This window comes from Variovorax sp. 05N34, from assembly GCF_056397405.1.
Genome location: NZ_JBFTNI010000004.1, coordinates 508,515 through 526,791 on the forward strand (window position 1 = coordinate 508,515; position 18,277 = coordinate 526,791).

At 65.4% G+C, this 18,277-nt stretch carries 14 protein-coding genes; 6 read left to right on the forward strand and 8 right to left on the reverse strand.

The features are described from left to right. Window positions 1–3: 3 nt before the first annotated feature. Window positions 4–1,035 carry a ferrochelatase gene (gene hemH, locus AC1DMA_RS14310; protein ID WP_478144602.1) on the reverse strand — a complete coding sequence of 344 codons (1,032 nt, stop codon included), beginning with the start codon at window positions 1,033–1,035 and terminating at the stop codon, window positions 4–6. 15 nt (window positions 1,036–1,050) lie between these two features. Between hemH and AC1DMA_RS14315 the strand changes: the two genes are divergently transcribed. Beyond that, on the forward strand, window positions 1,051–1,791 hold the full coding sequence (locus AC1DMA_RS14315; RefSeq protein ID WP_478123512.1) for an HAD family hydrolase: 741 nt from the start codon (window positions 1,051–1,053) through the stop codon (window positions 1,789–1,791). An 11-nt stretch (window positions 1,792–1,802) separates the two neighbouring features. Here AC1DMA_RS14315 and AC1DMA_RS14320 read toward each other — a convergent pair whose 3' ends face one another. The 4 genes from AC1DMA_RS14320 to AC1DMA_RS14335 all read right to left on the reverse strand — a co-directional run bounded on the left by AC1DMA_RS14320 (window position 1,803) and on the right by AC1DMA_RS14335 (window position 4,923). Further along, complete coding sequence (locus AC1DMA_RS14320; RefSeq protein ID WP_478144603.1) at window positions 1,803–2,372, reverse strand: hypothetical protein; 570 nt, start codon at window positions 2,370–2,372, stop codon at window positions 1,803–1,805. Beyond that, complete coding sequence (locus tag AC1DMA_RS14325) at window positions 2,372–3,043, reverse strand: C39 family peptidase (protein ID WP_478144659.1); 672 nt, start codon at window positions 3,041–3,043, stop codon at window positions 2,372–2,374. Before AC1DMA_RS14325 ends, AC1DMA_RS14320 begins: the two co-directional genes overlap by 1 nt. A gap of 19 nt (window positions 3,044–3,062) precedes the next feature. Beyond that, window positions 3,063–3,431 carry a hypothetical protein gene (locus tag AC1DMA_RS14330; protein WP_478123510.1) on the reverse strand — a complete coding sequence of 123 codons (369 nt, stop codon included), beginning with the start codon at window positions 3,429–3,431 and terminating at the stop codon, window positions 3,063–3,065. 91 nt (window positions 3,432–3,522) lie between these two features. Further along, window positions 3,523–4,923 (reverse strand): hypothetical protein, encoded by a 1,401-nt coding sequence (locus AC1DMA_RS14335; RefSeq protein WP_478144604.1) that lies wholly within the window; start codon window positions 4,921–4,923, stop codon window positions 3,523–3,525. 567 nt (window positions 4,924–5,490) lie between these two features. Between AC1DMA_RS14335 and AC1DMA_RS14340 the strand changes: the two genes are divergently transcribed. Beyond that, a complete protein-coding gene (locus tag AC1DMA_RS14340; protein WP_478144605.1) occupies window positions 5,491–6,852 on the forward strand; it encodes an acetate kinase in 1,362 nt (453 codons plus the stop codon). A gap of 17 nt (window positions 6,853–6,869) precedes the next feature. Next, a complete protein-coding gene (locus AC1DMA_RS14345; RefSeq protein ID WP_478144606.1) occupies window positions 6,870–8,372 on the forward strand; it encodes a sigma-54 dependent transcriptional regulator in 1,503 nt (500 codons plus the stop codon). A 21-nt stretch (window positions 8,373–8,393) separates the two neighbouring features. Here AC1DMA_RS14345 and hpnE read toward each other — a convergent pair whose 3' ends face one another. The 3 genes from hpnE to hpnC form a co-directional block, all read right to left on the reverse strand. Continuing rightward, window positions 8,394–9,677, reverse strand: a complete 1,284-nt coding sequence (gene hpnE, locus AC1DMA_RS14350) for a hydroxysqualene dehydroxylase HpnE (protein ID WP_478144607.1) — start codon at window positions 9,675–9,677, stop codon at window positions 8,394–8,396. A 303-nt stretch (window positions 9,678–9,980) separates the two neighbouring features. Then, a complete protein-coding gene (gene hpnD, locus AC1DMA_RS14355; RefSeq protein WP_478144608.1) occupies window positions 9,981–10,820 on the reverse strand; it encodes a presqualene diphosphate synthase HpnD in 840 nt (279 codons plus the stop codon). 13 nt (window positions 10,821–10,833) lie between these two features. Continuing rightward, on the reverse strand, window positions 10,834–11,730 hold the full coding sequence (gene hpnC / locus AC1DMA_RS14360; protein ID WP_478123504.1) for a squalene synthase HpnC: 897 nt from the start codon (window positions 11,728–11,730) through the stop codon (window positions 10,834–10,836). A 72-nt stretch (window positions 11,731–11,802) separates the two neighbouring features. Here hpnC and AC1DMA_RS14365 point away from each other — a divergent pair, with 72 nt between their 5' ends. The 3 genes from AC1DMA_RS14365 to AC1DMA_RS14375 all read left to right on the forward strand — a co-directional run bounded on the left by AC1DMA_RS14365 (window position 11,803) and on the right by AC1DMA_RS14375 (window position 18,193). Further along, window positions 11,803–13,716, forward strand: coding sequence for a potassium transporter Kup (locus AC1DMA_RS14365; RefSeq protein ID WP_478144609.1), 1,914 nt, complete (start codon window positions 11,803–11,805; stop codon window positions 13,714–13,716). Window positions 13,717–13,833: 117 nt separating this feature from the next. Then, entirely contained in the window at window positions 13,834–15,000 is a 1,167-nt protein-coding gene (locus AC1DMA_RS14370) for an efflux RND transporter periplasmic adaptor subunit (protein WP_478144610.1), read from the forward strand. A 10-nt stretch (window positions 15,001–15,010) separates the two neighbouring features. After that, the gene (locus AC1DMA_RS14375; RefSeq protein ID WP_478123501.1) at window positions 15,011–18,193 is read left to right on the forward strand and encodes an efflux RND transporter permease subunit; all 3,183 of its coding nucleotides are present in this window, start codon (window positions 15,011–15,013) and stop codon (window positions 18,191–18,193) included. Window positions 18,194–18,277: the final 84 nt, after the last annotated feature.

Below are 18,277 nucleotides of genomic sequence, written 5' to 3' on the forward strand. Positions count from 1 at the left end.
CGCTCAGGCTGCCCGAGTGGGCCAGCCCGCAAGATGGCGGTCAGCGATGGCTGCCAGCGCCGTGATCCACGCGTTGCTGTCGTTGAGACAGGGGATGTAGTGAAAGGCCTTGCCGCCGGCTTCGAGGAATGCATTGCGCCCCTCCATGGCGATCTCTTCGAGGGTCTCGAGGCAGTCCGCCGGAAAGCCGGGACACATCACGTCGACGCGCGAAACACGCGCGCTGCCGAGTTCGCGCAGGGTGGGCTCGGTGTAGGGCTGTAGCCATTTCGCGCGGCCGAAGCGTGACTGGAAGGTGACGCGATATTGAGCCGGCGTCAGGCGCAAGCGTTCGGCCAGGAGCCGCGCCGTGGCAAGGCATTGCGCCTGGTAGGGGTCGCCAAGCTTGATGTTGCGCTGCGGAATCCCGTGGAAGCTCATCACGAGCTGGTCGGGCCGTCCGTTCTGCTGCCAGTAGCGCATCACGCTCTGCGCCAGCGCGTCGATATAGCCTGGGTCGTCGTGATAGTCGTTGACGAAGCGAAATTCCGGCAAGCGGCGCACGCGTGCGCTCCACGCATTCACGGCGTCGACCACGCTCGCGGTGGTGGTGGACGAATACTGCGGATAGGCCTGCAGCACGAGCACCCGGGTCACGCCTTGCGCCTTGAGTTCGTCCAGGCGGCTCGCGATTGAAGGCTGGCCGTAGCGCATCGCGTCTCGAACCGACACGCGGTGCCCGCTTTCGCCGAGCCAGCCGTTCAAGAGAGTCGCTTGCTTTTTCGTCCAGACCTTGAGGGGGGAGCCCTCCGGTGTCCAGATGCTGGCGTACTTGGCGGCTGACTTCGCGGGCCGTGTGCGCAGGATGATTCCGTGCAGGATCAGCGCCCAGACTGCGCGCGGTATCTCGACCACGCGCGGGTCGCCGAGAAAGTCTGCAAGGTAAGGGCGCACCGCCTGCGCCGTAGGCTCGTCGGGGGAGCCCAGGTTGCACCAGAGCACGGCAGTGCGGTCCTGGGCATTCTCGGCAGCGGGCGGTTCGTCTCGAAAGGGCATGCGATATTCTCGACCATGGCCCACGCGACCCCCGATTCCATCACCCTCGACGTGAAGCGCATCGCCGCGATTTCGCTCGATCTCGACGACACGCTGTGGCCGATCTGGCCCACCATCGAACGCGCAGAGCGCGTCTTGCACGAATGGCTGCTGCGTGAAGCGCCCAAGACCGCCAACCTGCTCATCACGCCGGGCATCCTGCGCGAACTGCGCGAAGCCACTGAAAAAGAGCGTTCCGATTTGGCACACGATCTCAGCGCAATGCGGCGCGAATCGATTCGCGCGGCGTTGCGCCGGTCGGGTGAAGACCCTGCGCTGGCGGAGCCGGCCTTCGATGTCTTCTTTGCCGAGCGCCAACGCGTCGAGCTCTACGACGACGCCTTGCCCGCGCTCAAATGGCTCAGCGAGCGCTATCCGCTGGTAGCGATTTCCAACGGCAATGCCGACGTGCATCGGACCGGCGTCGGGCGCTGGTTTCGTGCCGCGTTCAACGCACGTGAATTCGGCAGTGGCAAACCGCATGCCGCGATCTTCCGCGCTGCGGCCGCGTCCGTCGCAGTGCAACCCGAAGCCGTGCTGCACGTCGGTGATGACGCGGCGCTGGACGTGGTCGGCGCGCTCGGCGCCGGTATGCAGGCCGCATGGCTGGTGCGCGACGAGCGGCCGTGGGAGCACGACGCGCATCCGCAGCTCATCGTGCCGAACCTGCACGCACTCTGCGTGGCGCTGATGCCCGGCAGCAGCCGCGCGGATTGAGGTCGAGTCGCTCAGCGCGAGCCGACGGCGCGCAACAGGCTGTCGTTCAGTGTCGACAGTGTGTTCAGGTTCTTGACCATTCCGGCTGAGTTGCTGCTCGCGTTGATCACCGTCTGATTCACGATGTGTTGGTTGTCCAGCGTGTTCTGGATCACGGTGCCGAAGGCGACGCCGCCTTGCTGCGCCTGAACGGAATTACCCGGGCCGTTCTGGACCAGGTTCAAGCTCGCCATCTGCTTGTTGAGCTGCGTGGCCTGGGCCGGAGTGAGGTCTCTGACATGGCTGAAGTCGAGCGTCGTCTGTGTCACGAGGCTRCCGTTGATGTAGGTCGCGCGCGAGATTCCGAAGCTCACCAGCAGGCCGGTGCCCGGGTCGAAGCCGCCGCGCATGTGGTCCAGTTTCTGGTCGCTGACGGTCATCCATACGCCGGCGCTGGGTTCTTCGGGATCGGGTTCGGCCGCTTGTGCCGGCAGCGCTGGCAAAAGGGCGCTGCCGAAAAGCAGGCACAGGCCGAGCCGCAATCCTGCGCGCGCAAAAGGGAAGCCAGAAGGCAAGCCAAAAGGGAAGCGGAAGTCATTCATCAGAATTCCCCGGGTCCCAGTTTCGGCATCGTGACCTGCCAGAGCCCGTCGCGGCTGATGCCTTGCTGCCCGATGGGCGCATGCGGAGCGACGCGCCAGTCAGCGGCCAGGTTGAACTTGGCCGTGTCCATGCGGTTGTGAATGACGAAGAGCAGCCCGTTCTTCCAGCTCTCGTCGAAGGCCTTGCGCGCCACCGCACGCGTGCCCTGGGCAGGGTCGCCGATCAGCACGCGATCGTCCTGCAGGCCCTTGACCACGACGAAGTGGTGATAGCCGTTCGTGTTGATCAGGACGATGGCGGGGATGCGCGCGTCGCGCAGCCTTTCGAGCGGCTGCTCGAAGCCATCCGCATCGAAGCCGTGCGCAGCCAGGTATCTCTTCATGTCGAGCAGCGAGAAGCCCTCCTTGTGGATCTTCTCCTGGTCGCCGTTCTCGTACATCTCCTTGAACACCGCCTCTTCGGTGACCGGATAGTTGTAGTGGTGCGTGAGCAGAGTGGCAACAGCGGCCGATCCGCAACTGAAGTCGTACTTCTGGATCAGCGTGCGCCCCGTCTTCGCCTGCTTCAGGCTCGTGATGGGCATGGTGACGTCACCCATCCCCAAGGACAGGTAGGCGCGCTGGGCCGGCGCTGCGGTGGCTGCAGCGAGCAGTGCGACGGAAAGCAGCATGCGGCGCAAGGCGCTCTCCTCAGTTCATCTGCAAATGAAGAATCACCGCGTTCTGTATGAGCACATTCGCGCCGCTGTTCTGGATCACGACCGGCAAGCCGTTCATGTTCGCGAACGAGCCCGCACTGATGGTGTTGTCGCCCGTATTGACGTTGCGTGCCGAGTTGTCGGCGGTGGTGCCGTTCAGCGTCATGTCGTTGCGAACCATGTCGGTGCCGCCCCGATAGCCCGACAGCTTGTCCGTGTCGACGGGCGTTGCGACGAAGGCCACACGCTCGGCCTTGGCCGGCGCATCGCCGACCGGCTCGATGCCTTGCGCCGTTGCAAGCGTGGGCAGCAGGAACCCGAGGGCCGCGCAAGCGGTCCCGCAGAGAGTGATGAATTTCATGGCGTCTCCCCCTTGGCCAGCTATTGAGGCGAGCCGACTCACGCCCGCGCAGCCGTCACGCTGCACAGGCGCTCGTCGACTTCGCTGCCGATCAGCGACCCACGCTCAGGTTCGCCTGGACGTTCACGCTCTGCTGCACCAGCGACGACACGCCGCTGTTCTGGTTCGCGACCATGATGCCGGCTGCTGTTTGACCGACGCTCGTCATGGTGTTGGACATGTTGAACGTGCCGGCATTGACCGTCACCGTTCCGCCGCCGCCACCCACGCCGCCATTGCCCACACCGCCGGTTCCACCGTTGCCGGTGTTGGTTCCGCCTGCGCCGCCTGCGCCGCCCGTGCCGCTACCGCCTGCACCGCCAGCGCCGGCAGTGTTGTTGCCGTTGCTCGCGCTGCCGTTGGTGGCGCTGCCGTTCGTGCTCGAGCCGCCTGCGCCGCCCGTGCCCGCGCCGCCGGTCTGGGTATTGGTTGCAGTGCTGGTGGCCGCTCCGCCGCCGCCGCCTGAACCGCCCGCTCCGCCGGCACCCGTGGCGCCGCTTGCTCCGCCTGCGCCTGCCGTGCTGGTCGATGTGCCGGCTCCGCCTGCACCGCTCGCGCCGCCTGCGCCTGCCGTGCCGCTGGCACCGCCCGCACCGCCTGCGCCGCCCGATGCGCCGGCACCGCCAGAACCGCCAGAACCCAAGCCGCCCAGTCCACCTGAACCGCCGCCGCCGCCGTTGCCGCCCGAGCCTGCCGAGGTGCCGCCGGAGCTTCCGCCGCCACCACCACCGCCGCTCCTGCCGCCCAAGGCCGCTGACAAGCTGCCGCTGCTTCCGCCACGGCCGCTGTCGCCGCTCGAGCCGCCGCGTCCGCCGTCGCCGCCACTGGAGGAGGCGCGTCCGCTGTTGGCGAAGCCAGCCGCGATGCCGCCGAGGCCGTTACCGCCGTCACCCGCTGCCGAACCGCCGTTCGTGGCGCTGCCATGCGTGATGGCGCCGTTGGATGCGCTCCCTCCCACCGCACCGACTGCGCCGGCGCCAGTGGCGCCGTTGCCGCCCGTGCCCGAGGCCGTGCCGCCCCTGCCTGTACCGCCGGTGCCGCCCGCGCCGCGTCCACCAGCCGCGGAACCCAGGTTGTAGGCCACGTTGCCGATGCCGGAGACGGAGTTGTTCGACACCGTACCGCTGAGATTGCTGCTCGCCGTCGCGGTCGTCTTGTTGAAGTTGAAAGCGTTGTCGAACGTCCCCGTCGAACCGTTGTTCAGCGCTGCGGAACGAGCGGCACTGGCCTCGGCATCACCGGTCCGGGTGCGCGTGTGCGTGCTGCTGTCGGTGCGTGTTCGCGTACTGCTGTCCGTGTAGGTACTGCTGTCGGTGTACGAATGCGTACTGCTGTCCGTATTCGTATTGGTGTCCGCGCCACGCCCTGATGGTCCAGTCGTCTGATCGGCCCACACCGCCCCGCTGAACCCGAAGGCAAGCGCAATGGCCGAAGCCAAAAGTGTCTTTTTCATGAACCCTCCAAAAAGTTGAACAAGCTTGGTATTGACGTGCGTCGCCGCAAATCAGAGGCCGCGGTGCAACTTCGGTGCCAGCAAATTACGGCTTGTTGCGCGCAGGCGCTCCCTCATTGGGACAAGCGTGCACGCGACGATTCGGGCGACTTGCGTACCACGCCTTTCACGTGTCCCAAAGGGGCTGTTTTTCACTGGGGGTGTCACATCCGCTTGACGGCAAATCGTGCGCGAATCGGCGCGGCGAGGGCGCAGCGCCAGCGCTGACCGCGCTTGCGCCGGAATGCATCGAGAGTCGTGCTGTGTCTCAACCGTGGGACACGGGCGCCGGACCTCATCGCGCGCTCTCGCGAGTGCTGCGAGTAGACGCGCGCAAGGCCGCCAAGTCGTGCCGTCGACCCCATCCGCGAACGCTTTCGTGTGTCGACTGCAACACCTTCGAGACACCACCACGGCTGCCCCTCGGTCGCTTACCTTTGTTTTCAAATTCGCCTTGGCGAAAAGTTAACAAAACGTATACGCTGCCGCCGGGACCTCGCGTACGAAGAAGCAGAACGAGAGGGAAAGATGCAGACAATTCGCCCGCACAGGGCGCTGGTGCTACTTGCATGCTCTTCCGTGGCATGGTCGAGCGCCATCGCGCAATCACAAGGTCAAGGCACATCGGCTGCCCGCAATGCCAACAAGCGCATAGAGACGCTTCAGCATCAGGTGACAGAGCAGGGTCGCCAGATCGACGCCTTGCGGCAGCAGGCTGCAGAGCAGGAGAGCCGCTACAAGGAACTCTCCGATCGTCTCAATGCCCAGGCGCAGACGGTCAACCAGGTTGCCCAGGAGCCGCGCGTGCTGCGTGCTCCGGGCTCGAAGCCGGAGCTGGAGAGCGCCCCAATACCAAATGCAGCCGGCCAAGCCGCCGAGGACACGTCGACGAGGCCCGTGCGCGTCGGCGTCGCGCCCAGCGAGGAAATCCAGGCACCGCCGGTGGCGCAGATCTTCGAGGAACCCGGCATCCTCACGCCGAAGGGCAAATTCGTCTTCGAGCCATCGCTGCAATACGGCTACTCGTCAAGCAATCAGGTGGCGCTCGTGGGGTACACAGTCATCCCGGCGATCCTGATCGGCCTCGTCGACGTGCGGCAATACAAGAACAACACCTTCGTTGCCGCACTGACCGGTCGCTGGGGCGTGACCAACCGCACGGAGCTTGAATTGAAGCTCCCATACCTCAACCGTTCGAACAACACCATCAGCCGCGAAATCTTCACCGGCTCTGCTTTCGACAACGTGTTCGATACACACGGCAACGGCATGGGCGACCTCGAGGCCGCGGTGCGCTATCAGATCGCAGATGGGCGAGACAACAACAAGCCCTACATCGTCGGCGGCCTGCGCTTCAAGGCGCGCAACGGCAAGGACCCCTTCGAGGTAGCGACCGATTGCGTGACGCGCTGCATCGGCAACACCACGGGCACGGGGCTGCCGCTCGAACTCCCGACAGGCTCCGGCTTCTATTCATTGCAGCCGAGCCTCAACTTCCTGCTGCCATCCGATCCGGCCGTCTTCTTCGGCGGACTCAGCTACACCTACAACTTCGCGCGCAAGGATGTCAGCCGCACCGTGCTGAACGGCCAGACCGAGTTTCTCGGCGACGTGCAGGCGGGTGGCGTGTTCGGCATGAATTTCGGGATGGGCATGGCACTCAATGAGCGCTCGTCCTTCAGCCTCGGCGTGGAACTCTATTCCGTCGCGCCCACGAAGCAGAACGGCCAGACGGTGCTCGGCTCGGTACGCACGCAGCTCGCATCGCTGCTGCTGGGTTACTCGTATCGCTACAGCGACAAGACAGTCTTCAACGTGAGCGTGGGTGCGGGCCTGACGCGCGACACCCCGGACCTCCAGCTGACCGTCAGGCTGCCGATGTCGTTCTAACCGTCTGGTGCCTCGCGATGCAACCCGGGAGCATTCTCTGCGTGACGCTGGGTGGCGGCGCGGCCGACGTGGTGGATCGGCTGGTCGCGCGCGGATGGGACGTGACGCAGGTCGGCGACCTGGTGGCGGCCGGCCGCATGCAGGCGCACCGGCATTTCAAAGTCGGCATGTTGATCGTGGGGCCGACGCTGAATGCGCCCGAGGCCGCCGTTGAAGCCTGTGTCAATGGCTCGCCGGGTTCCGAATGGGTGAGCGTGTGCGACCCGCATGCGCTGGAGTCCGCCGGATTTCGCGAACTGGTGCTCGGATGCTTCTTCGATCATCAGGTGATGCCGGTCGATCTTCAGGAGCTGGAGCGAACCTTGGCGCATGCCAGCCAGCGCGCGATGCTTCGCCATCGGCACGACGCGGCGCACAGCCACGCCATCGACGCGCTCGGCATGGTGGGGCAGGGGCCCGCGATCACGCGCTTGCGCCAACAGATCCGCAAGGTCGCGGCGACCGATGCGCCGGTGCTGATCGGCGGCGAAAGCGGCAGCGGCAAGGAGCTTGCCGCGCGCGCAATCCATCAATGCTCACAGCGATCGGCCGGACCTTTCGTCGCGGTCAACTGCGGAGCCATCTCGCCGTCATTGATCCAGTCGGAACTGTTCGGGCATGAGCGCGGCGCATTCACGGGGGCTTCGTCGGAGCGGCGCGGGCTGATCGAAGCTGCGAACGGCGGCACGATCTTCCTCGACGAAATCGGCGATCTCCCGCTCGAGCTGCAAACCAATCTGCTGCGCTTCCTGCAAGAGAAGACCATCAGCCGGGTCGGGGCTGTTCGCAACCTGCATGTCGATGTGCGCGTGGTGGCCGCGTCGCACGTGGACTTGGCGGAGGCCGTGGCTGTCGGGCAGTTTCGGGACGATCTTTTCTATCGGCTGAACGTTCTGTCGATCGAAGTCGCGCCATTGCGGCGGCGCATGGAAGACGTGCCGATCCTCGCGGAGTATTTCTTTCAGCGCTGTGCCGCCAAGAGCAGGGCACGCGTGAAGGGGTTCAGCCGCCAGGCGGTCGCGGCCATGCTGGCGCACGCCTGGCCAGGCAATGTGCGGGAGCTCTTCAACCGTGTGCAGCGCGCCGTCGTCATGACGGACCGTCGTCTGATCGGGCCGACCGATCTAGGCCTCATGCCAGCGGACAACCCGGTCGGCATGGGATTGGATGCGGCGCGCACGGCGGCCGAGCGCGACGTCATCGTGCTCACACTGACGCGCGTTGGCCGCAACGTCACGCATGCGGCGCGCGAACTCGGCGTCTCGCGAATGACCTTGTACCGGCTGATGGACAAGCACAGCATTGCGCTCGATACGCAGCCGCGTCCGCACGTGACGCCGCAGTGGCCATCGCCTGCGCCATTGCGAACGGCGCCGGCCACCGCGGTTCGGCCGATCGATGCGATCCTGAACGCGAACGCTCCGGCCAGTGGCTTTCTGGCTGACTGGGAGGGGGCAGGCAAGCCAGTCGGCCGAGCTTGAATCGGCGCAGTTGCTGCGCGATCAGATCGTTGCAGCAGCGGCAATGGCGCTGCGAACGGCGCCTTCGAGCGTTCCGGGATAGCCGCTTTCGACATAGTCGCCGCAGGCAACAAGACCCGGCGCCACATGCATCGATGGCCTGACCAACCCCGGCGCGCATGCGAAGGTCGCGCGCCGTTCGATCACCGTCAACACCGGCTGCAATCCGTCTTGCCCCAGCTGAGAGCGCGCCTGTGCCTGCACCTGCCGCTGAAGTGCCTCGCGATCGTCGGTGCTCGCGCTGATCACGAAAGCGAGCAGGCCACGCGGACCACCGAGCCGGCCGCGATCGAACGCGAACTGCGCCGGCGCCTCGGGCGTGCTGCGCAAGGCAAGAAAGGGTGCGGAGAGCGCCGCCCCTTCGCCATAAAGATAGACCGTGGTGATCGCTTCGTGCGTCAGCGCCTCGGCCACGGCGGACCAGCGCGGCGCGAGGTCCGCCGCAAGACGCGCGGCTTCCCAGGGCGCGCAGGCGAGCACGACCCGATCGAAGGGCTCATCGTCAACCAGCCAGCCGTCGCCTTGCCGAGTGATGGCGCGCACGCGGCGTCCAAGTTCAGTCCTCGCCCCTTGCCGGCGCAACCAGCGGTCCGCGGCATCCGGAAAGATCGCCCCGAGATCGACCCGCGGCAGCAGCAAGTGCGAGCCGCCCGGCGTGCGAAACAGCGCCTGCTCCAACACGTGCAGGAAGACCTTGCCGCTGGCCTGATCGGCCGGCGTGTTGAGCGCGGAGACGCACAGCGGATCGGTGAGTTCGGCGCGCACTCGCGGCGTGAGCGTGGCGCAAAGGCCGGCCACCGTTTGCCGTACATCGCAGACAAAGCCTTGCCGCTGCCATTGCAAGGAGGTCCTGAGCAACGACAACTTGTCCTGCCAGGACCACCCGCGCGCGCCGACGACGCCCGCCAGCACATCCAGCGGCGCGATCCGTCGCGTTGCCGCATCGAGCCAAGCGGGCAGTAGCGGCAGCGAGAGCCCTGTGCCGTCCGGAAACCGAAGCGTGAGCGGCATCCGCTGCAAAGCGGCATCCACGTCCACGCCAACACGCGCCATCAGACCCAGCGAATCGGTATAGGCACCAATCAGGATGTGCTGCCCGTTGTCCAGCATCACCCGTTCCCCGTCGGGCAAAGTCGCCGCGAGTGCGCGCGCCCGCCCGCCCCAATTGCGCGCCGCTTCAAAGACACTGACCGAATGCCCCGCACGCACCGCCTCCACGGCGCACGCCAACCCAGCCCATCCCCCGCCAACAATCAAAACATTCAAGGCTCGCTCACTTCGTGTAGCCGAGGGCCTGTTGCTCCCCCCAGCTGGCCCGGCACTCCGTGTCCGGGCGCCCACCTCCTTCAGGGGGCGCCGCGCTGCGGCCCGGCAAAGCCAGTTCCGCCGCAGCCCACCAACAGGCGCCCTGCGCGCGCTCCCGCAACAACCGCAGCGCGCGTTCGCCGAGGCCGGCGCAGCCAGGCCCGTTGGTGAAACACCGCGGAACTGGCTTCGCCAGGCCGCTGGTGTTGCCCCCGGCAGGGGGTGGGCGCCCGGACACAAAGTGCCGGGCAACCTGGGGGGGAGTCATAACCAGCCTAGCGCCTGGACGCGCCATGCCAGCCAGAGTTTGCGCACGGGGGTCAGGCTCACACGCTGGTTGAGTACCTGGAAGTTGTCGCGCTCGATCTCCGTCAACAACGTGCGGTAGATGCTCGCCATCATCAGTCCGGGCTTCTGCATGCGCCGGTCCGCTGGGGGGAGCAGGGCGAGGGCTTCGTCGTACGCGGCCTGCGCGCGATCCGCCTGGAACTTCATCAGTGCGACGAAGCGATCCGAGTGCACGCGGTTGAGGATCTCATGCGCCTTGACGTCGAACTGCTGCAGTTCATTGACCGGCAGGTAGATTCGTCCGCGCAAGGCGTCTTCTCCGATATCGCGAATGATGTTGGTCAACTGAAGCGCAAGGCCGAGCTTGTGCGCGTATTGCGTGGTTTGCGGATCGGTCTGCCCGAAGATGCGCGCCGCGCCTTCTCCGACCACGCCGGCCACCAGATGGCAGTAGCGCCGCAAGGCTGGAAAGTCGAGATAGCGCGTCTGGTCGAGGTCCATCTGGCAGCCGTCGATCACCTCGTGCAACTGGCGTTCCTCGATGCCGTAGGCCGCCGCATGCGGCATCAGCGCCTGCATCACCGGATGGTGTGGCTGGCCTGCGAACGACTGCGCGACTTCGGTGCGCCACCAGGCGAGCTTGGTGGCGGCGACACCCGGATCGCTTGTTTCGTCGACCACGTCGTCGACTTCCCTGCAGAACGCATAGAAGGCGGTGATCGCCGCACGGCGCGGCTTCGGGAGAAACAGGAACGCGTAATAAAAACTGCTGCCCGACGCAGCGGCCTTGTCCTGGACGTACTGCTCGGGGGTCATCGTGCGGGCCTCTTCATGCGGGCGATTGTCTCCGCATCCGCAGGGCCCGCCATGCGAGCAGCGGCACATCGGACTTGCCGATGGTAGGGCGATGCGAGAAGGTGTCGCAGCCCAGCGCCTCGATCTTGTCGAGGATGCGGCTGCCACCCTGGACGACGAAGCGCAGTTCCCATCCGGCGCGGCCGGGCAGGCGATGAACGAGCGGTTTGCCTTCATGCATCAGTTCGCGTGCCCAGGCGACCTGCTCGGCGACCAGCGAAATCGCACCCGGCGGTGCGGGCGCAGGCGCCAGTGGCCGGAAGGCATTGAAGTCGTGCGCATTCAGCCCGTGCGCGGTGACGTCGCTGCGCGGGAGGTAATGGCGGCCGCGCGGCAGATCGACACTCAGGTCCTGCCAGAAATTGATCAGTTGCAGCGCCGTGCAAATCGCATCGCTCTGGCCGAGCGCGTGCGCGTCGTTCACGCCATACAAATGAAGCAGCAATCTGCCGACGGGGTTGGCCGAGCGGCGGCAGTAGTCGAGCAACTCGGCGCGGTCGGCGTAGCCCGCGCCGTCGCGGGTCTTCTGGATGTCCTGCATGAAGGCCGAGAGAAGATCGGCGAGCAAGCTCTCAGGGAGCGCGAAGGCATGCATGGCGTGCGCGAGCGGGCCGAAGACTTCGGGCCAGCGATTCGAGGGTGCTGCCTTGCGCGCGACAGCGGCCAGATCAGCGCGAAACGCCCGAAGATCGTCCAGGCGCTGCGCGGCGCTGGCGTCGCCTTCGTCGGCAATATCGTCCGCCGTGCGTGCGAATTGGTAGATGGCGGCAATCGGCGGCCGCAAGCGGGGCGGACACAACCACGAGGCGACGGGGAAATTCTCGTAGTGGGCCGGCGAGGCGGCGATAGCGGGAGGCGGGATGGATGACACGCCGCGGATTGTGCGACACGGCCAAGGGGGCGGGCACGGGTACGATCCGCCCCTGGGGAGATTCCACTCATCATGAACACAACGTCGCAGAACCTCGGCCTTTCGGATCCGGGATCTCATCCCAAGGCGGGGCCGGTCGTGATGATTGCGGCGCTAGGCGTGGTCTTCGGCGACATCGGCACGTCGCCGCTGTATGCCTTCAAGGAGACGCTCAACCCGGAGCACGGCATTCCCTTTTCACCTGAAACGGTGCTGGGGCTGTTGTCGCTGATCTTCTGGGGGCTGATGTTCGTGGTCACGCTGAAGTACGTGGTTTTTGTGCTGCGCGCGGACCATGACGGCGAAGGCGGCATCCTCGCGCTGCAGGCGCTGGCGCGCAATGCGGTGACCGGCACGCCGACGCGCGCGTGGGTCTCTTCCTTGATCGCGCTGCTGGGTCTGGTCGGAGCCGCGATGTTCTATGGCGACAGTCTCATCACTCCGGCGATTTCGGTTCTTTCCGCGGTCGAGGGGCTGGAGGTGGAGGCGCCCGGGCTTCAACCCTTCGTGATTCCGATCACCATGGCGATCCTGGTCGGCTTGTTCGCCGTGCAGCGCCATGGCACCGGGCTTGTCGGTCGGGTTTTCGGGCCGGTCATGCTGTTGTGGTTTGTCGTGATTGCCGCGGGAGGCCTGTTGCAGGTGCTCAAGCAACCGGAGGTGCTCGCCGCGCTCGATCCGCGCCACGCAGCCAACTTCCTGGTCACGCATCGGACGCAATCGCTTGCCGTGTTGGGCGCTGTGTTTCTCGCGTTTACCGGTGGCGAGGCGCTTTACGCCGACATGGGGCATTTCGGCGCGAAGCCGATTCGCTTCGCCTGGATATTCATTGCTTTGCCGGGGCTGGTGCTGAACTATTTCGGCCAGGGCGCGCTGGTGCTTTCCAATCCGGCAGCGATCGACAACCCCTTCTTCAGGCTCTTTCCGTCGTGGGCGGTGCTGCCAATGGTCATCCTCGCCGCGATGGCGACCGTGATTGCATCGCAGGCAGTCATCTCCGGCGCCTTTTCGCTGACGGCGCAGGCGATTCGCATGGCCTATTTGCCGCGCATGCGCGTCGTGCAGACTTCGGGCGAAGCCATCGGGCAGATCTATATCCCGACGGTGAACTGGATGCTGATGGTCGGCGTGCTGCTGCTGGTGCTGGGCTTCCGCAGTTCGAGCGCGTTGTCGGCGGCGTACGGCATTGCCGTCTCGATCACGATGGTGACGACGACGCTGCTCGCCGGCATCGTCGCTTACAAGCTCTGGCGGTGGAATCGGCCGGCCGTCGTGATCGGCGTGCTGATCTTCGCATCGGTCGATGTGATGTTCGTCGTGGCCAACAGCTTGAAGATCGCCGAAGGAGGCTGGCTCACGCTGGCGGTCGCAGTGCTGGTCATGGTGATCTTCACGACTTGGGCCAAGGGCCGGCGCCTCGGCTTGCAGGCAGCGGAAGCGGAGCGCCTGCCGCTCGTGCCTTTCGTGCAGTCGCTCGCCGAAGGCATGCCGCACCGGGTGAGGGGCACGGCGGTGTTCCTCAACCCCGACGCTGAATCCGTGCCGCATGCGCTGCTGTTGAACCTCAAGCACAACCAGGTGCTTCACTCGAAGGTCATCGTGCTCAGGGTGTTGTCGTGCGACACGCCGCGCGTTGACGCACGTCAGCGAATCGAAGCTGAAACCCTGGGCGAAGGCATATGGGTCGCTACCGCGCGCTACGGCTTCATGGAGCGCCCTGACGTGCCCGAATTCATCCGCATCCTGGCCTATCAGAAGGGTCTGGCTTGCGACTCGATGACGACCTCGTATTTCGTCTCGCGCGCTTCTGTCGGCGATGAGCATCTGCCGAACATGAACCCGTTGCGGCGGGCGCTCTTCGGCTGGCTGCAGCGCAACGCGGGCCGCGCGTCCGACTACTTCGTGCTTCCCGACAACCGGCTCGTGGAAATGGGACAACGCACCTGAGGCGCCCGGAACCCGGATCGCCGCTTCGCTGGCGAATTCGTTGACAGCGATTGGCGTTTACCCTAGATTACTAACCCGCTGGTCAGTAATGACCCCGCTGGTTTTGAAGGGTGATTCATGTCCGCCTCATCTGTATCGCGCGTCCGTACTCGTGCCGGGCTGCTGCTCGCCGTGGTCCTCATTGCCGGATGTTCTCGTCCGCCGCCAGCTGAGGAGCCCATCCGTTCCGTCAAGGTCATCGCCGTCGGCGTCAGCTCCTACGACACCGAGCCCGAGTTCTCCGGCGAAGTGCGGGCAAGAGTCGAATCGCGCCTGGGCTTTCGAGTCGCCGGAAAGATCACGCGGCGCCAGGCCGAACTCGGCCAGCACGTTCAGGCTGGCCAGGTGCTCGCGCAGCTCGATCCCCAGGATTTCCGCCTCGCAGCGGAGGGCGCCCGGGCGCAATATGCCGCGGCCCTGACCAATCGCGATCTGGCGGCGGCGGACCTCAAGCGCTATCGCGCGCTGCGCGACCAGAACTTCATCAGCGGCGCCGATCTGGAGCGTCGCGAAAGCACGTTCAAGGCGGCACAGGCGCAACTCGAACAGGCGCAAGCGCAACTCAGCGCGCAGGGAAACCAGGCGAACTACACGACGCTCGTGGCGGACGTGCCGGGCATCATCACAGCGATCGAGGCCGAACCGGGGCAGGTGGTCGCCGCGGGTACGCCGGTCGTGCGCATCGCCCAGGACGGCGCGCGCGATGTGGTGTTCGCGGTGCCGGAAGATCGCGCGGGGCAGGTCAAGGCGGACTCCCCGGTTGCGATACGCGGATGGGCCGGCGGAAGCGAATTCGAAGGCAAGGTGCGCGAGGTCGCGGCCAGCGCCGACGCAGTCACGCGCACCTACACCGTCAAGACCACGATCGATCCGGCCAAGGCGCCGGCGTTGGGTGCCACGGTCTACGCCCGGCCGAAGGCACTTTCGCACAGCGGCACGCCGGTGCTCAAGGTTCCGACCAGCGCCTTGCGCCAGGAAGGCAAGGGCAGTGCCGTCTGGGTGTTGGACAAGTCCAGCATGACCGTGCGCTCGCAAGCGGTCGAAGTGGTGACTGCAGACGGCAACGAAGCTGTCATCGGCAAGGGCCTCCTGCCGGGCGAACTGGTCGTCGCCGCAGGCGTGCATGTGCTCTCGCCAGGGCAGAAGGTCGCCATCTATCGCAATCGGGCGGCAGCGACTGCAGGCGGGCGTCAGGACGCAGTTGCTGTACCAGCAGCGCCCGTAGCGCCTGTGGCAACGCGCTGAGGACGCCCGCATGACGTCACAGAACGCCGACACCGGCAGGGCCGGATTCAACCTGTCGAAATGGGCACTCGAGCACGCGGCGCTCACGCGCTACTTGATGCTTGTGTTGATGGTCCTGGGCTTTGCGTCGTACTTCCAGCTGGGCCAGGACGAAGACCCGCCGTTCACCTTTCGCGCGATGGTGGTTCGCACGTACTGGCCCGGGGCCACGGCGCAGCAGGTGGCGGAGCAAGTCACCGACAAGCTCGAACGCACCCTTCAAGAGGCGCCCTACGCCGACAAGATCCGCAGCTATTCGAAGCCCGGCGAATCGCAGATCATCTTTCAGATCAAGGATTCGTCCAAGGCTGGCGAAGTCGCGAACGTCTGGTACACGGTCCGCAAGAAGATCAGCGACATGCGCTCCACCTTGCCCGCTGGCGTGCAGGGGCCGTTCTTCAATGACGATTTCGGCGATGTCTATGGCGTGATCTACGCACTGGAGAGCGACGGATTCAGCTACGCCGAGCTGAAGACGTTTGCCGATGACGTGCGCCAGCGCTTGCTGCGCGTGAAAGACGTGGCCAAGGTCGAGCAGTTCGGCGTGCAGGACGAGAAGGTCTACATCGAGGTATCTCAGAAGCGCCTCGCGCAACTTGGCCTCGACTTCAACACCGTGATCGGGCAACTCGGTTCGCAAAACGCCATCGAGAGCGCCGGGACCATCCAGGCGCCGCAGGACGTGGTGCAGGTCCGGGTGGGCGGCCAGTTCACGAGCGTGGAGCAATTGCGCGCCATGCCGATTCGCGGCAGCTCCGGCAACCACCTTCGCCTCGGCGACATCGCCGACATCCACCGCGGCTATGTCGATCCGCCAGCCGTGAAGGTGCGGCATCAAGGCAAGGAAGTGATCGCACTCGGCGTCTCGATGGCCAAGGGCGGCGACATCATCGCGCTCGGAAAGGCGCTGCATGCTGCCACGGCCGAGATTGACAAGCAGTTGCCGCTCGGTGTGCAACTCGTGCAGGTGCAAGACCAGCCCGTCGCGGTCGCCAATTCGGTCAATGAATTCGTGAGCGTGCTGATCGAAGCCGTGGCGATCGTGCTGGCGGTGAGCTTCATATCGCTCGGGCTGCACAAGGGCGGCCGCTTCGGCTGGTATGTGGACATTCGACCGGGGCTCGTTGTCGCAATCACCATCCCGCTCGTGCTGGCGGTGACCTTCCTCGCGATGAACTACTTCGACATCGGCCTGCACAAGATATCGCTGGGCTCGCTGATCATCGCGCTGGGCCTGCTCGTCGACGACGCCATCATCGCCGTCGAGATGATGGTGCGAAAGATGGAAGAGGGCTATGACAAGGTCCGAGCCGCCACCTTTGCCTATGACGTCACGGCCAAGCCGATGCTCACCGGCACGTTGATCACAGCGGCGGGCTTTTTGCCCATCGGCATTGCGAAGTCCATCACGGGCGAGTACACGTTTGCGATTTTCGCGGTCACGGTGATTGCGCTGGTGCTGAGCTGGCTCGTGTCGGTCTATTTCGTGCCTTATCTCGGCACGCTGCTGCTCAAAGTCAAGCCGCACGACCCCGACGCACCCCCGCACGAACTGTTCGACACGCCGTTCTACAACACCTTTCGCCGCACGGTGAACTGGTGCGTGGCGCATCGCTGGATCACCATTGGCGCTACGTTGCTGATGTTTGCGCTCGGCATCGTTGGCATGGGCAAGGTGCAGCAGCAGTTCTTTCCGGATTCGAGCCGGCCGGAGATTCTGGTCGAGTTGTGGTTCCCGGAAGGTACGTCCTTCGCGGCCAATGAAGAAGTCGCCAAGCGAGTGGAGGAGCGGCTGCGCACCGAAGAGGGTGTCACGACCGTCACGAGCTGGATCGGATCGGGCGTGCCGCGCTTCTATTTGCCGCTCGACCAGGTGTTTCCGCAGACCAACGTGTCGCAGATGATTCTGCTGGCGAAGGATCTCCACTACCGCGAAAGCCTGCGCCTGAAATTGCCCGCGCTGCTGGCGCAGGAATTCCCCGAAGCACGTGGCCGCGTCAAGCTGCTGCCCAATGGGCCGCCGGTGCCGTATCCGGTGCAGTTCCGCGTGATCGGCACGGACCCGGCGGATCTGCGCGCGCGCGCTGACGAGGTCAAGGCTGTGATGCGCGACAACCCGAACATGCGCGGCGTCAACGACAACTGGAACGAATCAGTCAAGGTGATCCGGCTCGGAGTCGATCAGGACAAGGCGCGTTCGCTCGGCGTGACCAGCCAGGCCATCGCGCAGGCCTCCCGGACCATGTTCAGCGGCACGACGGTAGGCCAATACCGCGAGAACGACTTGCTGATCGACATCGTGCTGCGCCAATCGCCCGACGAACGTGGGGCGATTTCGGACATCGGCAACGCTTATCTGCCCACGAGTTCAGGCCAGGCGATTCCGCTGACGCAGATCGCCAAGCCGGTCTTCACCTGGGAGCCCGGCGTGATGTGGCGCGAGAACCGCGACTATGCGATCACCGTCCAGGGCGACATCGTCGAGGGGCTTCAGGGCGCGACGGTGACTGATCAGCTACTACCAAAACTGCGCGCACTCGAAGCGAAGTGGCAAGCGGCGGGGCAGAGCGCGTATCGCATCGAAGTGGCCGGCGCGGTGGAAGAAAGCAGCAAGGGCTCGGCGTCGATCGTCGCCGGGGTGCCGATCATGCTGTTTCTGGTCTTTACTTTGCTGATGCTGCAACTGCACAGTTTCAGCCGCTCGGTGCTTGTCTTCATCACGGGCCCGCTGGGCATTGTCGGAGTGGCGGGTGCGCTGTTGGCGCTGAACCGGCCTTTCGGCTTCGTGGCGCTGTTGGGCGTGATTGCGCTCATGGGCATGATCCAGCGCAATGCGGTGATTCTGGTCGACCAGATCGAACACGACCGTGCGGCCGGTGTGCCGGCCTGGGATGCGATCGTCGAATCGGCGGTGCGGCGGCTGCGGCCGATCGTGCTGACCGCTGCAGCGGCCGTGCTGGCGATGATCCCGCTGTCGCGCAGCGTCTTCTGGGGGCCGATGGCCGTTGCCATCATGGGTGGCCTGATTGTCGCCACGGTGCTCACTTTGCTGGCGCTGCCAGCCATGTACGCGGCCTGGTTTCGGGTAAAGCGTGAGCCGGCCGGGAGCACGGATGCCCCGCCGCCGCATGCGGCCGAAATGCTTTCGGCGTGACGGTGCATGAGTCGCTGGAGCGGCTTTCGTTCCAGCATAAAATACGTGGTTGACCGATTTCGAGCGGGTGGTCTGCATCAAGGA